Source organism: Tepidanaerobacter syntrophicus (assembly GCF_001485475.2).
In the GTDB taxonomy this organism is placed as follows: domain Bacteria; phylum Bacillota; class Thermosediminibacteria; order Thermosediminibacterales; family Tepidanaerobacteraceae; genus Tepidanaerobacter; species Tepidanaerobacter syntrophicus.
Genome location: NZ_DF977002.1, coordinates 1 through 19349 on the forward strand (window position 1 = coordinate 1; position 19349 = coordinate 19349).

Annotated in this window: 14 protein-coding genes, 3 tRNA genes, 3 rRNA genes and 1 pseudogene; all 21 read right to left on the reverse strand. The window is 42.0% G+C overall.

Annotation, left to right across the window (positions count from 1 at the left end):
* Positions 1 to 28 precede the first annotated feature (28 nt).
* The 21 genes and pseudogenes from TSYNT_RS07530 to TSYNT_RS07625 all read right to left on the reverse strand — a co-directional run bounded on the left by TSYNT_RS07530 (position 29) and on the right by TSYNT_RS07625 (position 19338).
* Positions 29 to 103, reverse strand: a tRNA-Asn gene (locus TSYNT_RS07530).
* A gap of 21 nt (positions 104 to 124) precedes the next feature.
* Positions 125 to 236 (reverse strand): 5S ribosomal RNA (rrf, locus tag TSYNT_RS07535).
* A gap of 44 nt (positions 237 to 280) precedes the next feature.
* Positions 281 to 3242, reverse strand: a 23S ribosomal RNA gene (locus tag TSYNT_RS07540).
* A gap of 108 nt (positions 3243 to 3350) precedes the next feature.
* Positions 3351 to 3427: transfer RNA gene (locus tag TSYNT_RS07545), tRNA-Ile, on the reverse strand.
* Between the two features lie 19 nt (positions 3428 to 3446).
* A tRNA-Ala gene (locus TSYNT_RS07550) sits at positions 3447 to 3522 on the reverse strand.
* Between the two features lie 68 nt (positions 3523 to 3590).
* A 16S ribosomal RNA gene (locus tag TSYNT_RS07555) occupies positions 3591 to 5115 on the reverse strand.
* Together the 16S, 23S and 5S rRNA genes with 3 tRNA genes alongside form the textbook arrangement of a ribosomal RNA operon.
* 333 nt (positions 5116 to 5448) lie before the next feature.
* Positions 5449 to 6408, reverse strand: coding sequence for a P1 family peptidase (locus TSYNT_RS07560; RefSeq protein ID WP_059032904.1), 960 nt, complete (start codon positions 6406 to 6408; stop codon positions 5449 to 5451).
* 21 nt (positions 6409 to 6429) lie between these two features.
* Positions 6430 to 7485: a protein-glutamate methylesterase/protein-glutamine glutaminase gene (locus TSYNT_RS07565; protein ID WP_059032905.1), complete on the reverse strand. Its 1056-nt coding sequence runs from the start codon at positions 7483 to 7485 to the stop codon at positions 6430 to 6432.
* Positions 7486 to 7525: 40 nt separating this feature from the next.
* Positions 7526 to 8860 (reverse strand): replication-associated recombination protein A, encoded by a 1335-nt coding sequence (locus TSYNT_RS07570; protein WP_059032906.1) that lies wholly within the window; start codon positions 8858 to 8860, stop codon positions 7526 to 7528.
* A gap of 5 nt (positions 8861 to 8865) precedes the next feature.
* Positions 8866 to 9144: an acylphosphatase gene (locus TSYNT_RS07575; RefSeq protein WP_059032907.1), complete on the reverse strand. Its 279-nt coding sequence runs from the start codon at positions 9142 to 9144 to the stop codon at positions 8866 to 8868.
* A 47-nt stretch (positions 9145 to 9191) separates the two neighbouring features.
* Entirely contained in the window at positions 9192 to 10247 is a 1056-nt protein-coding gene (locus tag TSYNT_RS07580) for an NAD(P)H-dependent glycerol-3-phosphate dehydrogenase (protein ID WP_059032908.1), read from the reverse strand.
* A gap of 2 nt (positions 10248 to 10249) precedes the next feature.
* A complete protein-coding gene (gene der, locus TSYNT_RS07585) occupies positions 10250 to 11575 on the reverse strand; it encodes a ribosome biogenesis GTPase Der (protein WP_059032909.1) in 1326 nt (441 codons plus the stop codon).
* Between the two features lie 129 nt (positions 11576 to 11704).
* On the reverse strand, positions 11705 to 13417 hold the full coding sequence (locus TSYNT_RS07590; RefSeq protein ID WP_059032910.1) for a radical SAM protein: 1713 nt from the start codon (positions 13415 to 13417) through the stop codon (positions 11705 to 11707).
* A gap of 24 nt (positions 13418 to 13441) precedes the next feature.
* Positions 13442 to 13897 carry a transcriptional regulator NrdR gene (gene nrdR, locus TSYNT_RS07595; RefSeq protein WP_059032911.1) on the reverse strand — a complete coding sequence of 152 codons (456 nt, stop codon included), beginning with the start codon at positions 13895 to 13897 and terminating at the stop codon, positions 13442 to 13444.
* Between the two features lie 177 nt (positions 13898 to 14074).
* Complete coding sequence (locus tag TSYNT_RS07600; RefSeq protein WP_083497710.1) at positions 14075 to 14731, reverse strand: RNA-guided endonuclease TnpB family protein; 657 nt, start codon at positions 14729 to 14731, stop codon at positions 14075 to 14077.
* A gap of 18 nt (positions 14732 to 14749) precedes the next feature.
* Positions 14750 to 14860, reverse strand: a pseudogene (locus tag TSYNT_RS11985) (IS607 family transposase); the annotation flags it as partial.
* Positions 14861 to 15012: 152 nt separating this feature from the next.
* The gene (ftsZ, locus tag TSYNT_RS07605; RefSeq protein ID WP_059032912.1) at positions 15013 to 16065 is read right to left on the reverse strand and encodes a cell division protein FtsZ; all 1053 of its coding nucleotides are present in this window, start codon (positions 16063 to 16065) and stop codon (positions 15013 to 15015) included.
* Positions 16066 to 16168: 103 nt separating this feature from the next.
* Positions 16169 to 17389 (reverse strand): cell division protein FtsA, encoded by a 1221-nt coding sequence (ftsA, locus tag TSYNT_RS07610; protein ID WP_059032913.1) that lies wholly within the window; start codon positions 17387 to 17389, stop codon positions 16169 to 16171.
* Positions 17390 to 17424: 35 nt separating this feature from the next.
* Positions 17425 to 17799, reverse strand: a complete 375-nt coding sequence (locus tag TSYNT_RS07615) for a small basic family protein (protein ID WP_059032914.1) — start codon at positions 17797 to 17799, stop codon at positions 17425 to 17427.
* The gene (locus TSYNT_RS07620; protein ID WP_059033223.1) at positions 17796 to 18536 is read right to left on the reverse strand and encodes a DUF881 domain-containing protein; all 741 of its coding nucleotides are present in this window, start codon (positions 18534 to 18536) and stop codon (positions 17796 to 17798) included. Before TSYNT_RS07620 ends, TSYNT_RS07615 begins: the two co-directional genes overlap by 4 nt.
* Positions 18537 to 18558: 22 nt before the next feature.
* Complete coding sequence (locus tag TSYNT_RS07625; protein WP_059032915.1) at positions 18559 to 19338, reverse strand: cell division protein FtsQ/DivIB; 780 nt, start codon at positions 19336 to 19338, stop codon at positions 18559 to 18561.
* Between the last annotated feature and the right edge of the window lie 11 nt (positions 19339 to 19349).

Below are 19349 nucleotides of genomic sequence, written 5' to 3' on the forward strand. Positions count from 1 at the left end.
TATATATTAAAACTTTTGTACATAAAAATGGCTCCTCGAGCAGGATTCGAACCTGCGGCCCTTCGGTTAACAGCCGAATGCTCTACCGCTGAGCTATCGAGGAACGGTTTAGATATGAATAAATTCTCGGCAGCGACCTACTCTCCCGGGCAATGCCCAGTACCATCGGCGCTGGAGGGCTTAACCTGTGTGTTCGGGATGGAAACCGGTGTTTCCCCTCCGCTATGGCCACCGAGAATGTATTTTGCTGTACCTTCAAAATTACACAGTGAGGAAAATTTTGGTCAAGCCCTCGGTCTATTAGTATCGGTCAGCTCAAAGCCTTGCGGCTCTTACACCTCCGACCTATCTACCGGGTAGTCTTCCCGGGACCTTACTCCCTTAATGGGATGGGATACCTTATCTTAGGGAGGGCTTCGCACTTAGATGCTTTCAGCGCTTATCCCTGCCGGACTTGGCTACTCAGCTGTGCCGCTGGCGCGACAACTGATACACCATCGGTCCGTCCACCCCGGTCCTCTCGTACTAGGGGCAGCTCCCTTCAAGAATCCAACGCCCACGACGGATAGGGACCGAACTGTCTCACGACGTTCTGAACCCCGCCCGCGGGCCTCTTTAAAGGGCGAACAGCCCAACCCTCGGAACCTACATCTGCTCGAGGATGCGACGAGCCGACATCGTGGTGCCAAACCTCCCCTTCGATGTGGACTCTGGGGGGAGATCAGCCTGTTATCCCCAGGGTAGCTTTTATCCGATGAGCGACGGCCCTTCCATACAGTGCCGCCGTATCACTAAGCCCGTCTTTCGACTCTGCTCGACTTGTTGGTCTCACAGGCAGGCTACCTTATGCCTTTGCACTCAATGCACGATTCCTAACCGTGCTGAGGTAACCTTTGGGCGCCTCCGTTACCTTTTAGGAGGCGTCCGCCCCAGTCAATCTGTCCACCTGACAATGTCCCGCATCCGGATAACGGAGTGCGGTTAGAACCTCAGCATCAAAAGGGTGGTATCCCAAGGGCGGCTCCCCGGATCCTGACGAACCCGGTTCTGTGCCTCCCACCTATCCTGTACATTTGATGCCGAAATCCAATATCAGGTTGCAGTAAAGCTCCATGGGGTCTTTCCGTCCTGTCGCGGGTAATGAGTATCTTCACTCATAATACAATTTCGCCGGGTCTCTTGTCAAGACAGCGCCCAAGTCGTTACGCCATTCGTGCGGGTCGGAACTTACCCGACAAGGAATTTCGCTACCTTAGGACCGTTATAGTTACGGCCGCCGTTCACTGGGGCTTCGGTTCACACCTTCGCCTAGCGGCTAAGCGTTCCCCTTAACCTTCCAGCACCGGGCAGGCGTCAGCCCCTATACATCGGATTTCTCCTTAGCAGAGACCTGTGTTTTTGCTAAACAGTCGCTTGGGCCCATTCACTGCGGCCTTTTCGCCTTAGGTTACCCTAAAGCTACTCAGGCACCCCTTCTCGCGAAGTTACGGGGTTAGTTTGCCGAGTTCCTTAACAAGAGTTGTCCCGCTCACCTTAGGATTCTCTCCTCGCCTACCTGTGTCGGTTTGCAGTACGGGCACCCTTGGCCTTGCTAGAGGCTTTTCTTGGCAGTATGGGTTCAGCTGCTGCGTTACTTAAATTTCACTCCCCATCACGCTTCAGCCATGGCCTGACGGATTTGCCTATCAGGCTTGCCTTTGCGCTTGGGCACGCTCTACCAACGGCGTGCTCAGCCTACCCTCCTGCGTCACCCCATTGCTCATAGCGGCCTTAGGTGGCACTGGAATATCAACCAGTTGTCCATCGCCTACGCATTCACTGCCTCGGCTTAGGCCCCGGCTTACCCTGAGCGGACGAGCCTTCCTCAGGAAACCTTAGGCATTCGGTGGACAGGATTCTCACCTGTCGTTCGCTACTTATACCGGCATTCTCACTTCCTGTAAGTCCACACAGCCATTCGGATGTGCTTCTGCCTTGCTGGATCGCTCCCCTACCACGCAAGCTGTTGCTTGCTTCCGCTGCTTCGGTGTAAACCTTTAGCCCCGTTACATTTTCGGCGCAGCACCACTCGACCAGTGAGCTATTACGCACTCTTTGAATGAATGGCTGCTTCTAAGCCAACATCCTGGTTGTCTTCGCGGTACAACATCCTTTCCCACTTAGGTTTACTTAGGGACCTTAGCTGACGGTCTGGGCTGTTTCCCTTTCGACTATGAAGCTTATCCCCCACAGTCTGACTCAAAACTATCGCTCCTCGGCATTCGGAGTTTGATAGGGTTCGGTAACCTTTTCGGCCCCTAGCCCATTCAGTGCTCTACCTCCGAGGGCGTAAAGTTAAGGCTAGCCCTAAAGCTATTTCGGGGAGAACCAGCTATCTCCGTGTTCGATTGGCTTTTCACCCCTACCCACAGCTCATCCCATGACTTTTCAACGTCAACGTGGTTCGGGCCTCCACGAGAGGTTAGTCTCGCTTCACCCTGTCCATGGGTAGATCACACGGTTTCGGGTCTACCGCGCAAAACTTGCGCCATTTTAAGACTCGCTTTCGCGTCGGCTGCGGAGCTTAACTCCTTAACCTTGCTTTGCGCGGTAACTCGCCGGTCCGTTCTACAAAAAGTACGAGGTCGCTTTCGCTTCCTCCGGTTGTAGACACACGGTTTCAGGTTCTATTTCACTCCCCTCCCGGGGTTCTTTTCACCTTTCCCTCACGGTACTAGTTCACTATCGGTCGTAAGGTGGTATTTAGCCTTGGGAGATGGGCCTCCCGACTTCCTACGGGGTGCCTCGTGCCCCGCAGTACTTTGGAACTGCCGGCTAGGAAATCAAGTTTTGCATACAAGGCTTTCACTTTCTTTGGCCCTGCTTTCCAGCAGAGTTCTGCTACTTTATTCCTTCGCCTGCCTACCGCTGTTGGCTTGGCAGTCCATAACCCCATATATGCAACGCCAGCGGCCTTACACATATATGGTTTGGGCTCTTCCCCGTTCGCTCGCCGCTACTGAGGGAATCGAATGTTTCTTTCTTTTCCTCGGGTTACTTAGATGTTTCAGTTTACCCGGTTAGCCTCCCATACCTATGGATTCAGTATGGGATACTTGAGGTTCGCCTCAAGTGGGGTTCCCCATTCGGAAATCTCCGGATCGTAACTTGCTTGCAGCTCCCCGGAGCGTTTCGCCGCTAGCTGCGTCCTTCTTCGCCCCCTTACGCCAAGGCATCCTCCGTGTGCCCTTATTCGCTTGACCTATGCGAAATTGTTAAAAATTGATATTTGGAACTTGATATTTGGATTTGATGCTTTGTTTTCCTCACTGTGTAGTTTTCAAGGTACAGAAATGAAAAAATCTGCTAATTGGTGGGCTTGGATGGACTCGAACCATCGACCTCACGCTTATCAGGCGTGCGCTCTCACCGCCTGAGCTACAAGCCCAAGAATTTTTCTTACTGTATGGTGGAGATGAGGAGACTCGAACTCCTGACCCCCTGCGTGCAAAGCAGGTGCTCTCCCAACTGAGCTACACCCCCATAAAATAAATATGAGAGAGGATGGTCTCTCAAAACTAAACAGTGTTATGCCCGGTCATACTCCTTAGAAAGGAGGTGATCCAGCCGCACCTTCCGATACGGCTACCTTGTTACGACTTCACCCCAATCGCTGACCCCACCTTCGACGGTTAATCCCGGCTTCGGGTGTTGCCAACTTTCGTGGTGTGACGGGCGGTGTGTACAAGGCCCGAGAACGTATTCACCGCGGCATGCTGATCCGCGATTACTAGCGATTCCGACTTCATGCAGGCGAGTTGCAGCCTGCAATCCGAACTGAGACCTGTTTTTAGGGATTAGCTTAGGATCGCTCCCTTGCTGCCCGTTGTTCAGGCCATTGTAGCACGTGTGTGGCCCAGGCCATAAAGGGCATGATGATTTGACGTCATCCCCACCTTCCTCCGTCTTATCGACGGCGGTCTACTTAGAGTGCCCACCTTTAAGTGCTGGCAACTAAGTATAAGGGTTGCGCTCGTTGCGGGACTTAACCCAACATCTCACGACACGAGCTGACGACAACCATGCACCACCTGTATAGGCTCCCTTGGTTTCCCAAGGGTCGATTCCGTTTCCGGTCTCTACCACCTATATGTCAAGGCCTGGTAAGGTTCTTCGCGTTGCTTCGAATTAAACCACATGCTCCACCGCTTGTGCGGGCCCCCGTCAATTCCTTTGAGTTTCAACCTTGCGGCCGTACTCCCCAGGTGGGTCACTTATTGCGTTAGCTCCGGCACGGATGGCTTGACCACCACCCACACCTAGTGACCATCGTTTACGGCTAGGACTACCGGGGTATCTAATCCCGTTCGCTCCCCTAGCTTTCGCGCCTCAGCGTCAGTGATAGGCCAGGAAGCCGCCTTCGCCACTGGTGTTCCTCCCGGTATCTACGCATTTCACCGCTACTCCGGGAATTCCACTTCCCTCTCCTACACTCAAGAGATGCAGTTTTATCGGCAAGCCCGTGGTTGAGCCACGGGTTTTTACCGGTAACTTGCATCCCCGCCTACACGCCCTTTACACCCAGTAATTCCGGACAACGCTCGCCCCCTACGTATTACCGCGGCTGCTGGCACGTAGTTAGCCGGGGCTTCCTCTTTGGGTACTGTCCTTTTCATCCCCAATGACTGAGCTTTACGACCCGAAGGCCTTCATCGCTCACGCGGCGTCGCTGCGTCAGGGTTTCCCCCATTGCGCAAAATTCCCCACTGCTGTCTCCCGTAGGAGTCTGGACCGTATCTAAGTTCCAGTGTGGCCGGTCGCCCTCTCAGGCCGGCTACCCATCGTTGCCTTGGTGGGCTGTTATCTCACCAACTAGCTAATGGGACGCAGGCCCATCCATGACCGCTAAATCGCTTTCTTTACACACCATTGGATGCGTAAAGGTATCGGGTATTACCTTCGGTTTCCCGAAGCTATCCCCGTGTCATGGGCAGGTTACCTACGTGTTACTCACCCGTCCGCCGCTAAGTTTGGCCGGTTTTAACCGAAATTAAAACCGGCCAAACTCCGCTCGACTTGCATGTGTTAGGCACGCCGCCAGCGTTCGTCCTGAGCCAGGATCAAACTCTCATGTTAATGTTTTATATCGTTGCTTTAAAAGCTTGGATACAAAAGAATTGAATTATGGTTTATCGTTTCAGGCATAACACTGTTCAGTTTTCAAAGACCATCAAAACTATTTATTACTGACTGGATTTTTATTTTACTACATTTTGCCGAACTTGTCAAGTTGTCTCTTTTGTAATCTTTTCGGCTTTATTCTGCCGGCGTCATCTTTTTTGGCGCCAACGTTTTTTAATATACCATAAGGCGATTCTAACTTCAATTATGATTAATAATCACAAATGAATTTCTCGTTTAAAATCCTCTTATATTCTTCGTATATCACACTTTTTCAGCGCCGCAAGCTTATTTGAAAGATTTAAAGGAAATTCTGCCGTACATGGGCTCTGCATTTTTAATCCCAGAGATTATAGCTTCTGCCATCGCTTCTGCTGCAAGAATTCCTACAATTGAAGGTTCTGCTTTGATATCGCCTATTGAAAGACAGAAAACTGTATCTCCATCAAACATAGTATGAACCGGCCTTATAGCTCTTGCCAAACCGTCATGCGCCATAGAGGCTACTTTATGTGCTGCAGCTTTTGAAAGTCGTGCATTAGTTGCAACAGCACCAATTGTAGTATTAGCTATAGAAGGATTATTACCCAAAATCAAACCGCTCCTTATGGCATTAACTGTGTTTATAAAATCTGTTTTTGTTTTATTTAAGGCTCCAGCCAAGATATTTCCGGTTTCAGGATCTATAACATCACCTAGAGCATTAACTACTGCTAAAGCCCCGACCTTCAGTTCTCCTATTTGTATAAGGGAAGTGCCTAGACCGCCCTTCATAGAAAATTCATTGCCAAAGTATTTGCCGACAGTAGCACCGGTTCCGGCTCCAACATTTCCCAAATCAAAATCTTTCTCTGTTGCATTTATGCATGCCTCATAGCCCATATTAAAGTCTGGTCTTTTTATCGGATTTCCCACATCTAAATCAAAAATCACCGCTGCCGGAACAATTGGAACTTTTACTGCTCCTGTATCAAAGCCTATGCCGTTTTCAGACAGATACTGCATTACGCCGGATGCGCCATCAAGTCCAAAAGCGCTTCCTCCGCTAAGATAAATTGCATTTACTTTTTCCACAAGATTCTCCGGAGCCATCAAGTCAGTTTCCCGGGTTCCGGGAGCGCCGCCTCTTACATCTACTCCTCCTATTGCGCCTTTTGGACATAAAATCACCGTGCAACCGGTACCTGCTTCATAATCCTGTGCATGCCCAATCTTTATTCCTTCTATGTCTGTTAAATAGCCGGACATAGTTATCCCCCCTCTTTATATTTAGGAGTTGCGACTTTCTTTTACCAGTTTGACAATTGTCTCTGCTATTTCATAGTCAGGCAGCACAAAATCAACACAGCCTGTTTCATAAGCTGCTTTTGGCATTCCATAAATAACTGAAGTCGATTCATCTTGTGCGATCGTTATGCCACCATTAGATTTAATTATTCGCAAACCTTCTGCACCATCTCTTCCCATTCCCGTAAAAACGCAACAAATAAGCCTGTTCTTATAAACTTCTGCAGCAGAAATAAAAAGTTTATCGGCAGCAGGTCTTACACCGTGAATAGGGGGAGATGTATCAAGAATGATTTTCCCGGAAACTACAGTCATATGATATCCTCCAGGTGCTATATATACAACTCCGGGTTTAATTATATCTTCATTTTGAGCCTCTACAACTCTTAGAGAGCTATTTTTATCCAGTCTATCGGCAAAAGCTTTTGTAAATCCGGCTGGCATATGCTGGACAACAAATACCGGTATATCTAGATCTTTTGGAAATGCGGTAATAACATCGTACAAAACTTTTGGTCCCCCGGTAGACGCTCCTAAAACTATGGCTTCTATCCTACCTGCCAAAGTTATATGAGGCAGGCTTTTTTTAGGAGGAGCTTTTTCTGTTACGCCTACACTAATCCTTGATTTTTTGCCTTTAGCTCGCCATGCATATCGAATTTTGTCCACAAGATTTCGCTTCATATCTTGCATCTCGGAGAGTGTGGCTCTTCCGGGCTTTTCTACAAAATCAAATGCGCCAATACCAAGCGCTTCAACTGTAACAGCAGAGCCCTCTTTGGTAAGGCCGCTTAGCATTATTACCTCAGTTTGACTTATCTTTTTTATTTCTCTTAGGACTTCTAGCCCATTTTTACCCGGCATTTCCACATCTAGTGTTACGACATCCGGATTTAATAACTTTACTTTTTCAATTGCGCTGTCCCCTTCTGCGGCTGTATCAATCACTTCCATATCCGGTTCTTGATTAATTATATCTGATATATATCTTCTCATAAATGCAGAATCATCTACAACTAATACTCTTATTTTATCCATATGCTTATCCTCCCAATGCTGTCAATAGTGGATGATTATTTTATTCCTTTCCTTGCAGTGATTTAAGTTTTCCCTTTAATTCCTTAAATCTTTTTTCTTCTCCCGCATCTGAAGGGTGATAATACTCTTTGCCCCTTAAGTTTTCAGGCAAGCATTCCATAAAAGCCACTTTATCTTCAAAATCATGGGCATACTTATATCCTTTTCCATAACCGGCTTCCTTCATTAAATTTGTCGGAGCATTTCGAATGTGTAAAGGAACAGGTTCTGCAAGAGTTTTTTCAGCATCTTCTTTTGCTTTTAGATATGCCACATAAATAGCATTTGACTTGGGTGCAAGAGCAAGATATACAGCCGCTTGTGCAAGGCTGGTGTTGCACTCGGGCATTCCAAGAAAGTGTGCTGCAGAAAATGCGGCAACAGCCTGCTGAATTGCTGCGGGATCGGCAAGACCTATATCTTCGGATGCAATACGAATCATGCGTCTTGCAATATATAGTGGATCTTCCCCGGCTTCCAGCATTCTGGCAAGCCAATAAACCGCCGCATCGCTGTCGCTGTTTCTGACAGATTTATGAAATGCAGAAATAAGGTTGTAGTGTTCCTCACCTTTTTTGTCATACAGAAGTGTTTTCTTTTGAAATGCTTCCTCTAGAATATCTTCAGTAATAACTATTTTACCTTCTTTATCAGGCAATGCAATTAGAGAAGCCAGCTCTAAGGTATTTAGCGCTATACGTGCATCGCCGTTTGAGTAAATTGCCAATTTTTCAAGAATTTCATCACTGATTTCGATATTCATACGGCCAAGGCCACGTTTTTCGTCTTGAAGTGCGCGCTTCAGTATAGCAATTATATTTTCAACAGTTAGAGGTTTTAAGATAAAGACTTTTGACCTGGAAAGTAATGCTGAATTAAGTTCAAAAGAAGGATTTTCAGTTGTTGCTCCAATCAAAATAATGTCTCCCTTTTCAACAAAAGGCAAAAAAGCGTCCTGCTGGGATTTGTTAAACCGATGGATTTCATCAATAAAAACCAAGGTCCTTTGTCCGTAATGCTTACGTTCTTCGGCTTCTTTCATTACTTCTCTGATTTCCTTTATGCCAGAAAGCACAGCGCTGAAATTTTCAAATTTAGCATTAGTCTTTTCTGCGATAATTCTGGCTATTGTAGTTTTTCCAGTGCCCGGAGGACCCCATAGTATCATAGAAGTTATGCTATCATTTTCAATTAATTTTCTTAATATTTTATCTTTCCCTAGAATATGTTCCTGGCCTTCAAATTCGTCAAGAGTTCTTGGCCTCATTCTATCCGCTAAAGGAGCCGAGCTCGAATTCGCTTTGTTCGTATCGAATATTGAAGCTTGATCATTCATTTATATTACCACCCGCGAATTTCAAATTCCCTATATTTCCCCTCATAATTTCTCCACTCTATTTCTATTTTATCAACTTGTGCCCATCGAACACCGTTTTTAACATAGTCAATAAGCGATAAAATAGACTTTTCTTCACCTTCTGCCTCTATTTCCACACTTCCATCAGGCATATTCATTACATAGCCGGTAAGATCGAGGCTTAAAGCTTTTCTATAAACCGAATAGCGCATGCCCACTCCCTGGACAATGCCATAGACGCGAATATGTGCAGTTTTTTTCATAAGGATCCCTTCTTATTTTAAAATAAGTGCAAAATGCAAGTTGGAATCTAATTTTCCGCGTTTTTTTTGGGACACAAAAAATTCTGCAGAATTACATCCTCGTGTTCATATTTTCCACTTCTGTTCATTAAACTGCTGACAGCAGTAAGTGGATCTTTTCCTTCGAATAAAACAAGATAAGCCTGTTCAGTAATCGGCATCTCTACTCCAAGTTTTTTTGCTAGGAAAAAGGCGGCTTTGGTTGTGTTAAATCCTTCTATGACCATACGAGTTGATTCTGTAACTTCTTTTACAGTTTGTCCTTCACCTATTTTTATACCTGCACGTCTGTTGCGGCTAAGGGAGCTAGTACAGGTTACAATAAGATCTCCTATTCCGGAAAGACCTGCAAAAGTTGCAGGGTGAGCCCCTAGGACTACTCCCATTCGAGCCATTTCTGCTATACCACGAGTCATTAAAGCTGCCTTACTATTGTCGCCAAATTCTAGTCCATCTGAAATTCCGGAACAGATCGCTATAATATTTTTTAAAGCTCCCCCAAGTTCTACTCCAATTATATCGGTGTTGGTATATACCCTAAAGTTGCTGCACATTAATGTGTCTTGAACTATTTCTGCCGCCTTTTGGTTCGGCGATGCAGATACAATGGCGGTTGGCAAATTTCTTATAACTTCTTCAGCATGACTCGGGCCGGAAAGTGTAGTTATGTTATCTTTGCACTCAAGTTCTTGCAGTTCTTCAAATAAAACTTCTGACATTCTTTTAAAACTGTCGATCTCTATTCCTTTAGCCGCGCTCACCACGATCGCATCATTTTTTAAATAGTTGCGAATTTGCTTGGCCATGCTTCTTACGGCATGAGAAGGAACTGCTAAAATAACAATATCACTGTTTGTTGTTACTTCTTCCAAATCTATGGATATATTGATTCGCGAAGAAAACTTTACTCCCGGCAGATACACTTGATTCTCGCAAGTTTTTTTCATTTCTTCTGCTAACTCTTTGCGTCGGACCCACAAATAGGTATCATTTAAATTTTGCGCCGATATATTTGCAAGGGCAGTCCCCCAACTTCCTGCACCAACTACTGCTACTTTTGGCACCGCTAAGATTCTCCCTTCCGTTGTTTTGGCTTTATAACTATAGGAGTTCCCTCAAAGCCAAAGGCCTTACGCAAAACATTTTCCAAATATCGTTCATAAGAAAAGTGAAAGAGGTTTATATCATTTACGAAAAAGCAAAATGTAGGAGGTTTTACAGCTACTTGAGATGCATAATACAATTTCAATTTCTTACCTTTTATTGACGGCGGTTCTGTCACTGCGGTAGCTTCTCTTATAACTTCATTTAGCACGCTTGTTTTTATTCTGAGAGTATAATTTTCCATAACGCGATTTATGAGCTCTAGGATTTGTCCCACTCGCTGGCCGGTTTTTGCCGAAATATAAACTATCGGAGCATATTTTATAAAATTCAATTCATCTCTGATTTTTTTACTAAATTCGTCTGCTGTATAAGAATCTTTTTCTACTAAATCCCATTTATTTACAACTATTATTATTGCCTTTCCTGCTTCATGGGCAATTCCCGCTATTCTCTTGTCTTGTTCTGAAATATCTTCTGTGGCATCCAAAACAAGTAGTGCTACATCCGCTCGCTCTACTGCAGAAAGAGCACGAAGCATGCTGTAATATTCCACATCTTCGCTCATTTTACTTTTTCTTTTTAACCCGGCAGTATCGATAAGCAGCATTTTTTTACCATCGACTTCCAAGTATGAATCAATAGCATCTCGTGTTGTTCCCGGAACATCACTTACTATCACTCGTTCTTCTCCGAGTATAGCATTTACAAGAGATGATTTTCCTATATTAGGTCTGCCTATAACAGCCACTTTAACTATTTCTTCTTCTCCGTTGTCCAGACCACTATCGATTATATAGCTTGTAATCTTATCTAACAAGTCTCCTGTTGCAAGGCCGTGAATTGCAGAAACAAAAATTACATCATCAAAGCCAAGCTTATAAAATTCGTTGTCTATTTTTGTGCTGTCGAAATTGTCCACTTTATTAACCACAAGTATAACGGTTTTGCCGCTTTTTCTTAAAATGTCGGCAATATCTAAATCTGTAGAAGTTAAACCGTCTTTTCCATCAGTTACAAACAATATTAAATCTGAATTGTCAATTGCAAAATCAACTTGTTGCTTAATTTTGTTTAAAATAATGTCCTTTTCTTTAACCGTCGGCTCAATTCCGCCTGTATCAATTAAAGTAAATCTTTTTCCGTTCCATTCAGCTTCTCCATATATTCTATCCCGAGTAACACCAGGTTTATCATCGACAATTGAAATTCTTTTGCCTATAATTCTATTAAATAGCGTGGATTTGCCTACATTAGGCCTGCCTACAATCGCAACAGTAAAGCTCATTTTATTTTCTCCATTTCATCGTATATTATATGTTTTAAAAATTTATATCAGCTTATATTACCTGCTAACATTATTTCTGAAAAAAGCAGCAAAGTCAAGTTAAATTTTGATTTTTGGATAAGTAAGCAGCTATTTAATTTGACAAATTCGGCATTTTTGGCATTTTTCTTCAGTGCACTTTTCGGTTGGTTGTCCATTTGTTGCCCGATTGTATTCACCAAGGAAATAAGCCTTAGATAACCCTATATTGATGTGCTCCCAAGGCAATACAGCTTTTTTGTCGATTTCTCTATGTGCATAAAATTCTAAGCCCTTGCCGTCTATTTTTGTTTTTGAAAAAGCCGAATTAGTCGCTCCATTTTTATATATTTCATAAAGTAACTTAGCTGTATGCCTGTTTCCCCTAGCAAGCCCAGCTTGAATTTCCGACATGCGAGGACTTTCGAAAATTACTTTTATGCCGTGAGGCTTCAGTTTATTTTGAATCAATTTAATTTTTTCGTTCAGTGATTTTATATCTTCCATACCAATCCACTGAAAAGGTGTAAATGGTTTTGGAATAAACGGATTTATGCTTACTGTTAAATTGCTATAGGAATTTTTAAAAGTATTTTTCAAAGCCACTAAAAACTCTATCATTTCGTCTATATCTTCGTTTTTTTCATAAGGCAAGCCGATAATATAATATAGCTTTAAATTTTTAATGCCAAACTTTCGTGCTAATTTTGCTGCATTTACAACATGTTCTTCTGAAATACCCTTATTAATCACTTTGCGCAACCTTTCAGAGCCCGCCTCCGGAGCAACTGTCAGCGTTTTATGGCCGCTATATGCAAGAGCTGCCATAAGAGGCTCCCGAAGGCTATCTGCTCTCAGTGAGGATACGGAAAATTTTATTCGACTTTTTATAAGTTCTTCAGCAAGCTTATCAATAAAAGGATAGTCTGAAACAGCTGCTCCTACAAGGCCAATCTTCTGCATAAATCTTGCCCCGTACTCAGCTCTTTCCAGGACTTTATCCAGTGAACGTTGGCGCGGAACTCGGTAGCAATAGCCTGCCATACAAAATCTGCAATTCCTGCCACATCCTCTAGACACTTCAAGTAAGAACATGTTTTTAAATTCGGTGTATGGAGTTAGGATTACTGATTCAGTGTTATAATCATCTAGATTTTTTATCCAACGTCTTTTAACCGGCATTTGCGCTTTCGGATGTGTTTTTATATCTGCAACATTTTCCGTTTCATCATAGTCAACATTACAAAATTGTGGTACATAAACTCCTTCAATTTGAGCTAAAGCTTCAAGGATTTCATCTTTGCTGCTGCTTTTATGTTCTCTGTATGTTTTGATTATTTCATGGATAATCTCTTCTCCTTCACCTATTACAAAAAAATCTATAAAATCTGCAAGAGGTTCTGGATTGCAAGTAAGGGCAGGTCCGCCAGCCATTATCAGCGGCCCTTGCCTCTCTTTTGAAGACAAAGGAATACCCATGGTATCAAGGATTTTTAGAATATTTATATAATCTAACTCAAAGGATATAGAAAAACCGATTATGTCATATTCATTTATCGGCTTGTCAGCTTCAAGTGTATTTATATAATCATCTATACTGTTTTTAAGAGAAAAAAATGCTCGATGGCAAAGGGCATCATCACGAGAATTTACTTGATAAAAAATAGAATGAAATCCCAAATTTGACATGCCAATAGTGTAAGTATTAGGATATACTAAAGCAACATTTATCGGAACAGAGCCAAAAGTCTTTTTCGGCACAAGAACAGTTTCTTTTGAAATGAGATTTTTTCTTATAGCTATATTTTGATAACTTTCTGCCATCTAAACGCCTCCGGTAAATAGAAATTATTTTTTGTTTTTTAGTTTCTCAATCTCGTCAATATAAGAATCTATATCTTTAAATTGTCTGTAAACTGAAGCAAACCTTACATACGCCACAGCATCAAGCTCTTTGAGCCTTTCCATCACCATTTCGCCAATTTCTCTACTCTCAATTTCTTGAATCATGGCATTGTTTAGCTCTTTTTCGATATCGCTTGCTATATTTTGAATAGTATCTATTGAAATAGGTCTTTTTTCACAGGCTTTAAGCAGACCATTTATTATCTTGTGTGGATCGAATACCTCTCGAGTGCCGTTTCTTTTAATTACGGTAAGGGGCATTTCATCTACTCTTTCATAAGTTGTAAACCTTTTCTTGCAGGACGGACATTCACGGCGTCGCCGTATTATTGTGCCGTCTTCTATAGGTCTGGAATCCATCACTTTACTGTCGGCATTACCGCAAAATGGGCATTTCATTTTGCAACCGTTACAGAAAACTTATAAAACTTTATAAGGTATTTTCAAAGCTCTATAAAGTTTATGTTTCCTTCCTTGTTCATCGTACCCACTTTCGATTAACTCTACTGGTGTTTGTTTGGCGCTCCAAAGGCTTAAATTCCCCAGTAACGTCTGGGTACACATCAATAGTTGCGTTTAATGCTGTACTATTGATTTACCGTAACGTTGCAGATTTATACTTGCATTTAAATCCCTATCTATTTCATACCCGCAATCATCGCATATAAATGTTCGCTCAGCTAAGGATAATTTATCTTTTATGCTGTAACATCTACTGCAAGTTTTGCTTGAAGGATAATATCTATCCGCAAGTATAAACTGAATTTTATTCCATGCACACTTATATTCCATTTGCCTTTTAAATTCATGGAAAACCTGTTCTTGTATAGCTTTTGACAGTTTTCTATTTTTTAACATTCCGCAAGTATTTAAGTCTTCCATTACCACATACTCCGGCTTGGTTCTCGCTAGAGATGTAGTTATCTGATGAATATAATTGCGCCTAATGTTTTTAAGCCTTCTATATGTTTTTAGAACAAGGAGTTCTAACTTTTTAATGTTTTTAGTTTTTCTGTAACGGTATTCACCTCCCTGTGTGTGAGTTTTATTTAGTTCGTATTTTTTAGATAGCTTTCTTTGAAGCCTTTTGAGTTTCTTTTCGACTTTCTTCACTTTCGTTTGTTGTTGTTCTAACGCCCAATTGTACGCCCACCTTGCAACACCTGCGCATTCAAATAATTTTGTTGTTTGTTTGTTATTTGGTAAAAGCATTACTTTGTAGGTTTTAATCATCTAAATAGTATCTAAATCAGATGGTGCTATATAGGCAGGTTTTAAGATATTCTTTTTATCCCGATTTCTTAAAGTTTGTGTAGTTTTATCTATTAATTGAGCGAATTTCCCAATACTATAATATGCCATTTAAAATCACCTCTATATGCGATAAGAGTATAAAGTTTATGAAATATTTTAGCTGTGTTTTCGCCCTCTACATTCTTTATACCTATAATACCATATTAAATACCTTCTAGGAATATTAAACTTTCCTCATAAAAAAAGAGCGCTCAAGCGCTCTATCTTTTCCTATTTTTTCTCAAAAACGCGGGAATTTCCAAGTCTTCATCTACAAAATGTCCTACTTCGAATTCTTCAATTTCAGGCTGCCTTTCTTTAACATTGTCAAAGCCTGTTGCGATAACAGTAATCCTAACTTCGTCCTGCAGCTTCTCGTCAATCACCGCACCGAATATGATATTAGCTTCTTTGTCTGCAACTGATGCAATTAACTCAGCCGCTTCATTAACTTCCAGCAATCCCAAATTAGCTCCGCCGGTAATATTTAGCAGAACGCCTTTTGCACCGTCAATTGATGTCTCAAGAAGCGGGCTTGATATAGCTTGCTTTGCTGCATCTGTTGCTCTTGTTTCGCCGGAACCTTTGCCTATTCCCATATGAGCAAGGCCTGTATCTTGCATTACTGTTTTTACATCGGCAAAATCTAAGTTTATAAGGCCCGGTACGGCAATTAAATCGGATATGCCTTGGACGCCTTGTCTTAGAACATCATCTGCCAGCTTAAAAGCTTCTATAATCGAGGTTTTCTTCTCTGCAATAGTCAAAAGCCTGTCATTTGGAATTGTAATTAAGGTGTCAACATTGCTTTTTATATCTGTTATTCCCATCTCAGCGTTTGCCATACGCTTCTTGCCTTCAAACGAAAACGGTTTTGTGACAACGCCTACTGTCAATATTCCTAAGTTTTTTGAAACCTCGGCAATTATAGGAGCGGCGCCGGTACCTGTTCCGCCTCCCATTCCAGCGGTTATAAAGATCATGTCAGCGCCTTTTAGCGCTTCTTCGACTACATCTTTGCTCTCCTCTGCAGCTTTTCTTCCAATTTCCGGATTCGCTCCTGCCCCAAGGCCTTTTGTCAGTTTTTCTCCAATTTGAATCTTTTTATCTGCTTTTGATAAATATAGAGCCTGTGCATCGGTGTTTACCGCGATAAACTCTACACCCTTGAGGCCGGCCTCCACCATACGATTTATTGCATTATTGCCGGCTCCGCCAATTCCTATAACTTTGATATTTGCATATTGTTCCATTTCTACTTCGAAATCCAGCACGGTAACCTCCATTCCGCCGCTACCGCCAGTGGCATAGTTAATAGTGGGAAAATGGTGTGCGGTTTCACCATTTTAACTTTTTTATAGAAATAAAATTTGTAGGCTAAAAATATTCTCTGAAAAACTTTCTAATTCTTTCTAGGATGCTATAGCCCGGTTGTTTTTCTTTTGCAAAGGTGTTTGCATCGAAGATTCTATGTTTTATCAAATAATTTAATAACCCTAACGCTATTGTAAAGGTCTGATCTTTGCCATAAGAACTTGTAACTCCAGCTCTTACAGGAATGCCAAGCAATTGCTTTGCCATTTCAAGAGCACCGTCTATATGTATTAAACCTCCCCCTGTAAATACAATACCCGCAGGAGGAATAGACTTAAGGCCAAATTCTTTTATGCTTTTTGCAATATAAGAAATTATCTCTTGTACCCGCGGCTCGATAATTGCAGTTAACTCTTTCTGAGAAATTTTCTTCGAGGAGGATTCTCCTAAGCTGTAGACTTCAATATCCTTGTTCTCTGATGCCATAGACATTAAGGCGCATCCATATTTACATTTAATCTCCTCAGCGTAAGAATACGGTAGTCTAAGGCCAATGGCTATATCGTTAGTTATAAGGTCCCCGCCTATAGGAATCATGTCATATGCAGCTATACAGCCATCCTGGAAAACCGAAATTTCAGTAGTACCAGCTCCAACATCTATTAAAACAACTCCCATATCCATTTCATCTTCAGAAACCAACATTTCAGCAGCGGCCAGGGGTCTTAGTATCATAGATTCTACCGATAATCCGGCTCTTTGAACACACTTAACTATATTTTGTATAGAAGTTAAAAGCCCTAAAACAATACAGGCTGAAACCTCAAGTCTCGAGCCTGCCATCCCCACAGGATCTTTTATGCCATCATAACCATCTACAATAAATTCTCTTGGTATTATATCTATAATTTCTCTTTCAAGAGGTATAGCCATAATCTTTGCGGCTTGCAAAACCCTTTCTACGTCTTGAGGGGTAATTTCGCTTTCATTTTTGGGAATTGCAACAACGCCTCGGTTGTTTACTAGGGAAATATTGTCTCCTGATATTCCTACTGCTACATGACTCAGGTTTGTATTAGACATCTGTTCTGCAATTTCTACAGCTTTTGCTATACTCTGAGCTGCAAGGTCGATATTGACTACTACACCTTTTTTTATACCTGAAGATTCGCAAATTCCATAGCCCAGGATGTCAATATCACCTGAGCGTGTTATTTCTCCAACCATGCAGCAGGTTTTAGATGTACCCAAATCTAAGCTTGCTATTATGTTGCCCTTTCCCAAGTTAGCACCTCCCCCTCCATTACAGGCGGGCCTTCTTAGCTAGCGGAATTTTCTTCCTCTTTTTCGCTTCTTTTTGAAACAAGTTTTTGAATCATGTTTCGGCGTATAATTGCAAGGTTTTGAAATATCCTAACGCCAAAAGCAAATATAGCTGCAAGATATAACTGAATGCCGAGCCTATCGCCAAAATACGCTAAAAAGCCGGCCATTAAAGTGTTAATAAAAAAACCTGAAACAAAAATAAGAGTATCAAAATTGCCTTCTTCCATAGCTCGTATACCGCCAAGTACAGAGTCCAATGCAGCAAGTATTGAAATTGAAACATATGGCGCATATACAACAGGCACGCTTATAGGCAAATAAAACCCTACTACAAGACCTAAAATAAGACCTGCGATAGGATATATCATTGTTGTACTTCACCTGCCTTAGCAGGTTTAAAATACTTAAATTGAATAGCTCCTGCATAAGCGGGCATATCAATTTTTTCCTGCTTCTTTATATTGACCTGTATGCCAAAAACTTGCAATGATTCTATCACTCCGCCGCGCATTTTCAAAGCGCTTTCCAGTGTATCAGGATCGCCGATAGCTTGGATGATAAACGGCGGAGCAAGCTTTACGGAATTTATGATAATTGTAGGTCCTACACATCTTACTTCGCTATTTGCTATTATGCGTTGTCCGTTTACGGAAATCGCCTCTGCTCCTGCGGCAAAAAGTTCATTTATTACCTTCAAAAGATCCTCATCGTGAATCAAAAACAAGTTTGCATCTTCTCCGGGCTGTCGCGGCAAGTTACTGTCGTCAAGAGTTACAACTATACCGGGACCTGTTCCTGGAGTAAGTCCGGCTAACATTCGCACTTTTTCCAATTCCTTTTTCATTGCTTCTGTCAAACTGCTGGTTTTAGATGCGGCATCTTCGTATTCTGCAAGTCTTGTCCTGAGTTCTAACAGTTCTTTTTTATACATATCGCGTTCTTCGGTGACCGTTTTTAATTGAGTAGATAACTCTTGAGCTCTTTGAATAGAAATAGCAGCACCGCTTACTTGAACGCTGCGAAATTGTGCCACGAGCAGCATGCCAAGTATAAAGCATATCACTGATATGGCAATATGTGCCTGGGTTTTAGAAGCATCTTTCATATTTGGTTTTTCTTCCCTAAACTTAATTAAAAGGTTTAAAAACGGGTGTATCATGGCTTATATCCAATAGGCCCCTTCCTATGCCTTTTTCCCTTATATCTTCCAATAATGCGGGTAAAATAGCAATTTTTTTGCTGTCAAATTTCCCTAAGAAAACTTGATATCCATCTAATGTATATAAATAAAAATTAGGCTCGTTATTTATATCAAGCGACAGATTAATCTCAGAAAGTTCCATATTTACAACTTCAATTGATTTTATCGTTTCAAGTAAGGTCTGAAAGCAATCTGAGTTTTTTTCAAATGTGGGTTTTTTTGCAATCTCTGCTTTTTTTATATCAAATCCTGTCACTATAGGAAGAGAATAGCTCTCTAGCTTGGATATGATTTTTACCACATAACCCTCTGAATCTATAAGAACAAAACCCTTGGAGTAATTCAGAGCTGCCAGAGCCTCTCTTTCTTTTACACGGAGAATAAGAGTGTTCGGAAGTTTATAGCTTACTTCGACTTTTTTTATTGGAAAAGTATCTTTAACAGTCTTTTCGATGTTCGAAGGCTTGATTTCTAATAAATTTAAACCTATGTAACCTTGGATCAAATTAGATATTTCTTCAGAAGATATGCTCTCGTTTCCTGTTATTTCAAAATTTTCAATGGCGAAAATATAATTTGAGATATTAAACATTGATATTATTATACATAAAAATCCGCCTAATAACAATAACTTTACAAGATAGGGCTTTTTCTCTTTATTATAGTTGTTGCGTCTTATATGCCTATTATTATTTTTTTTCCGCATTTGCAACCACT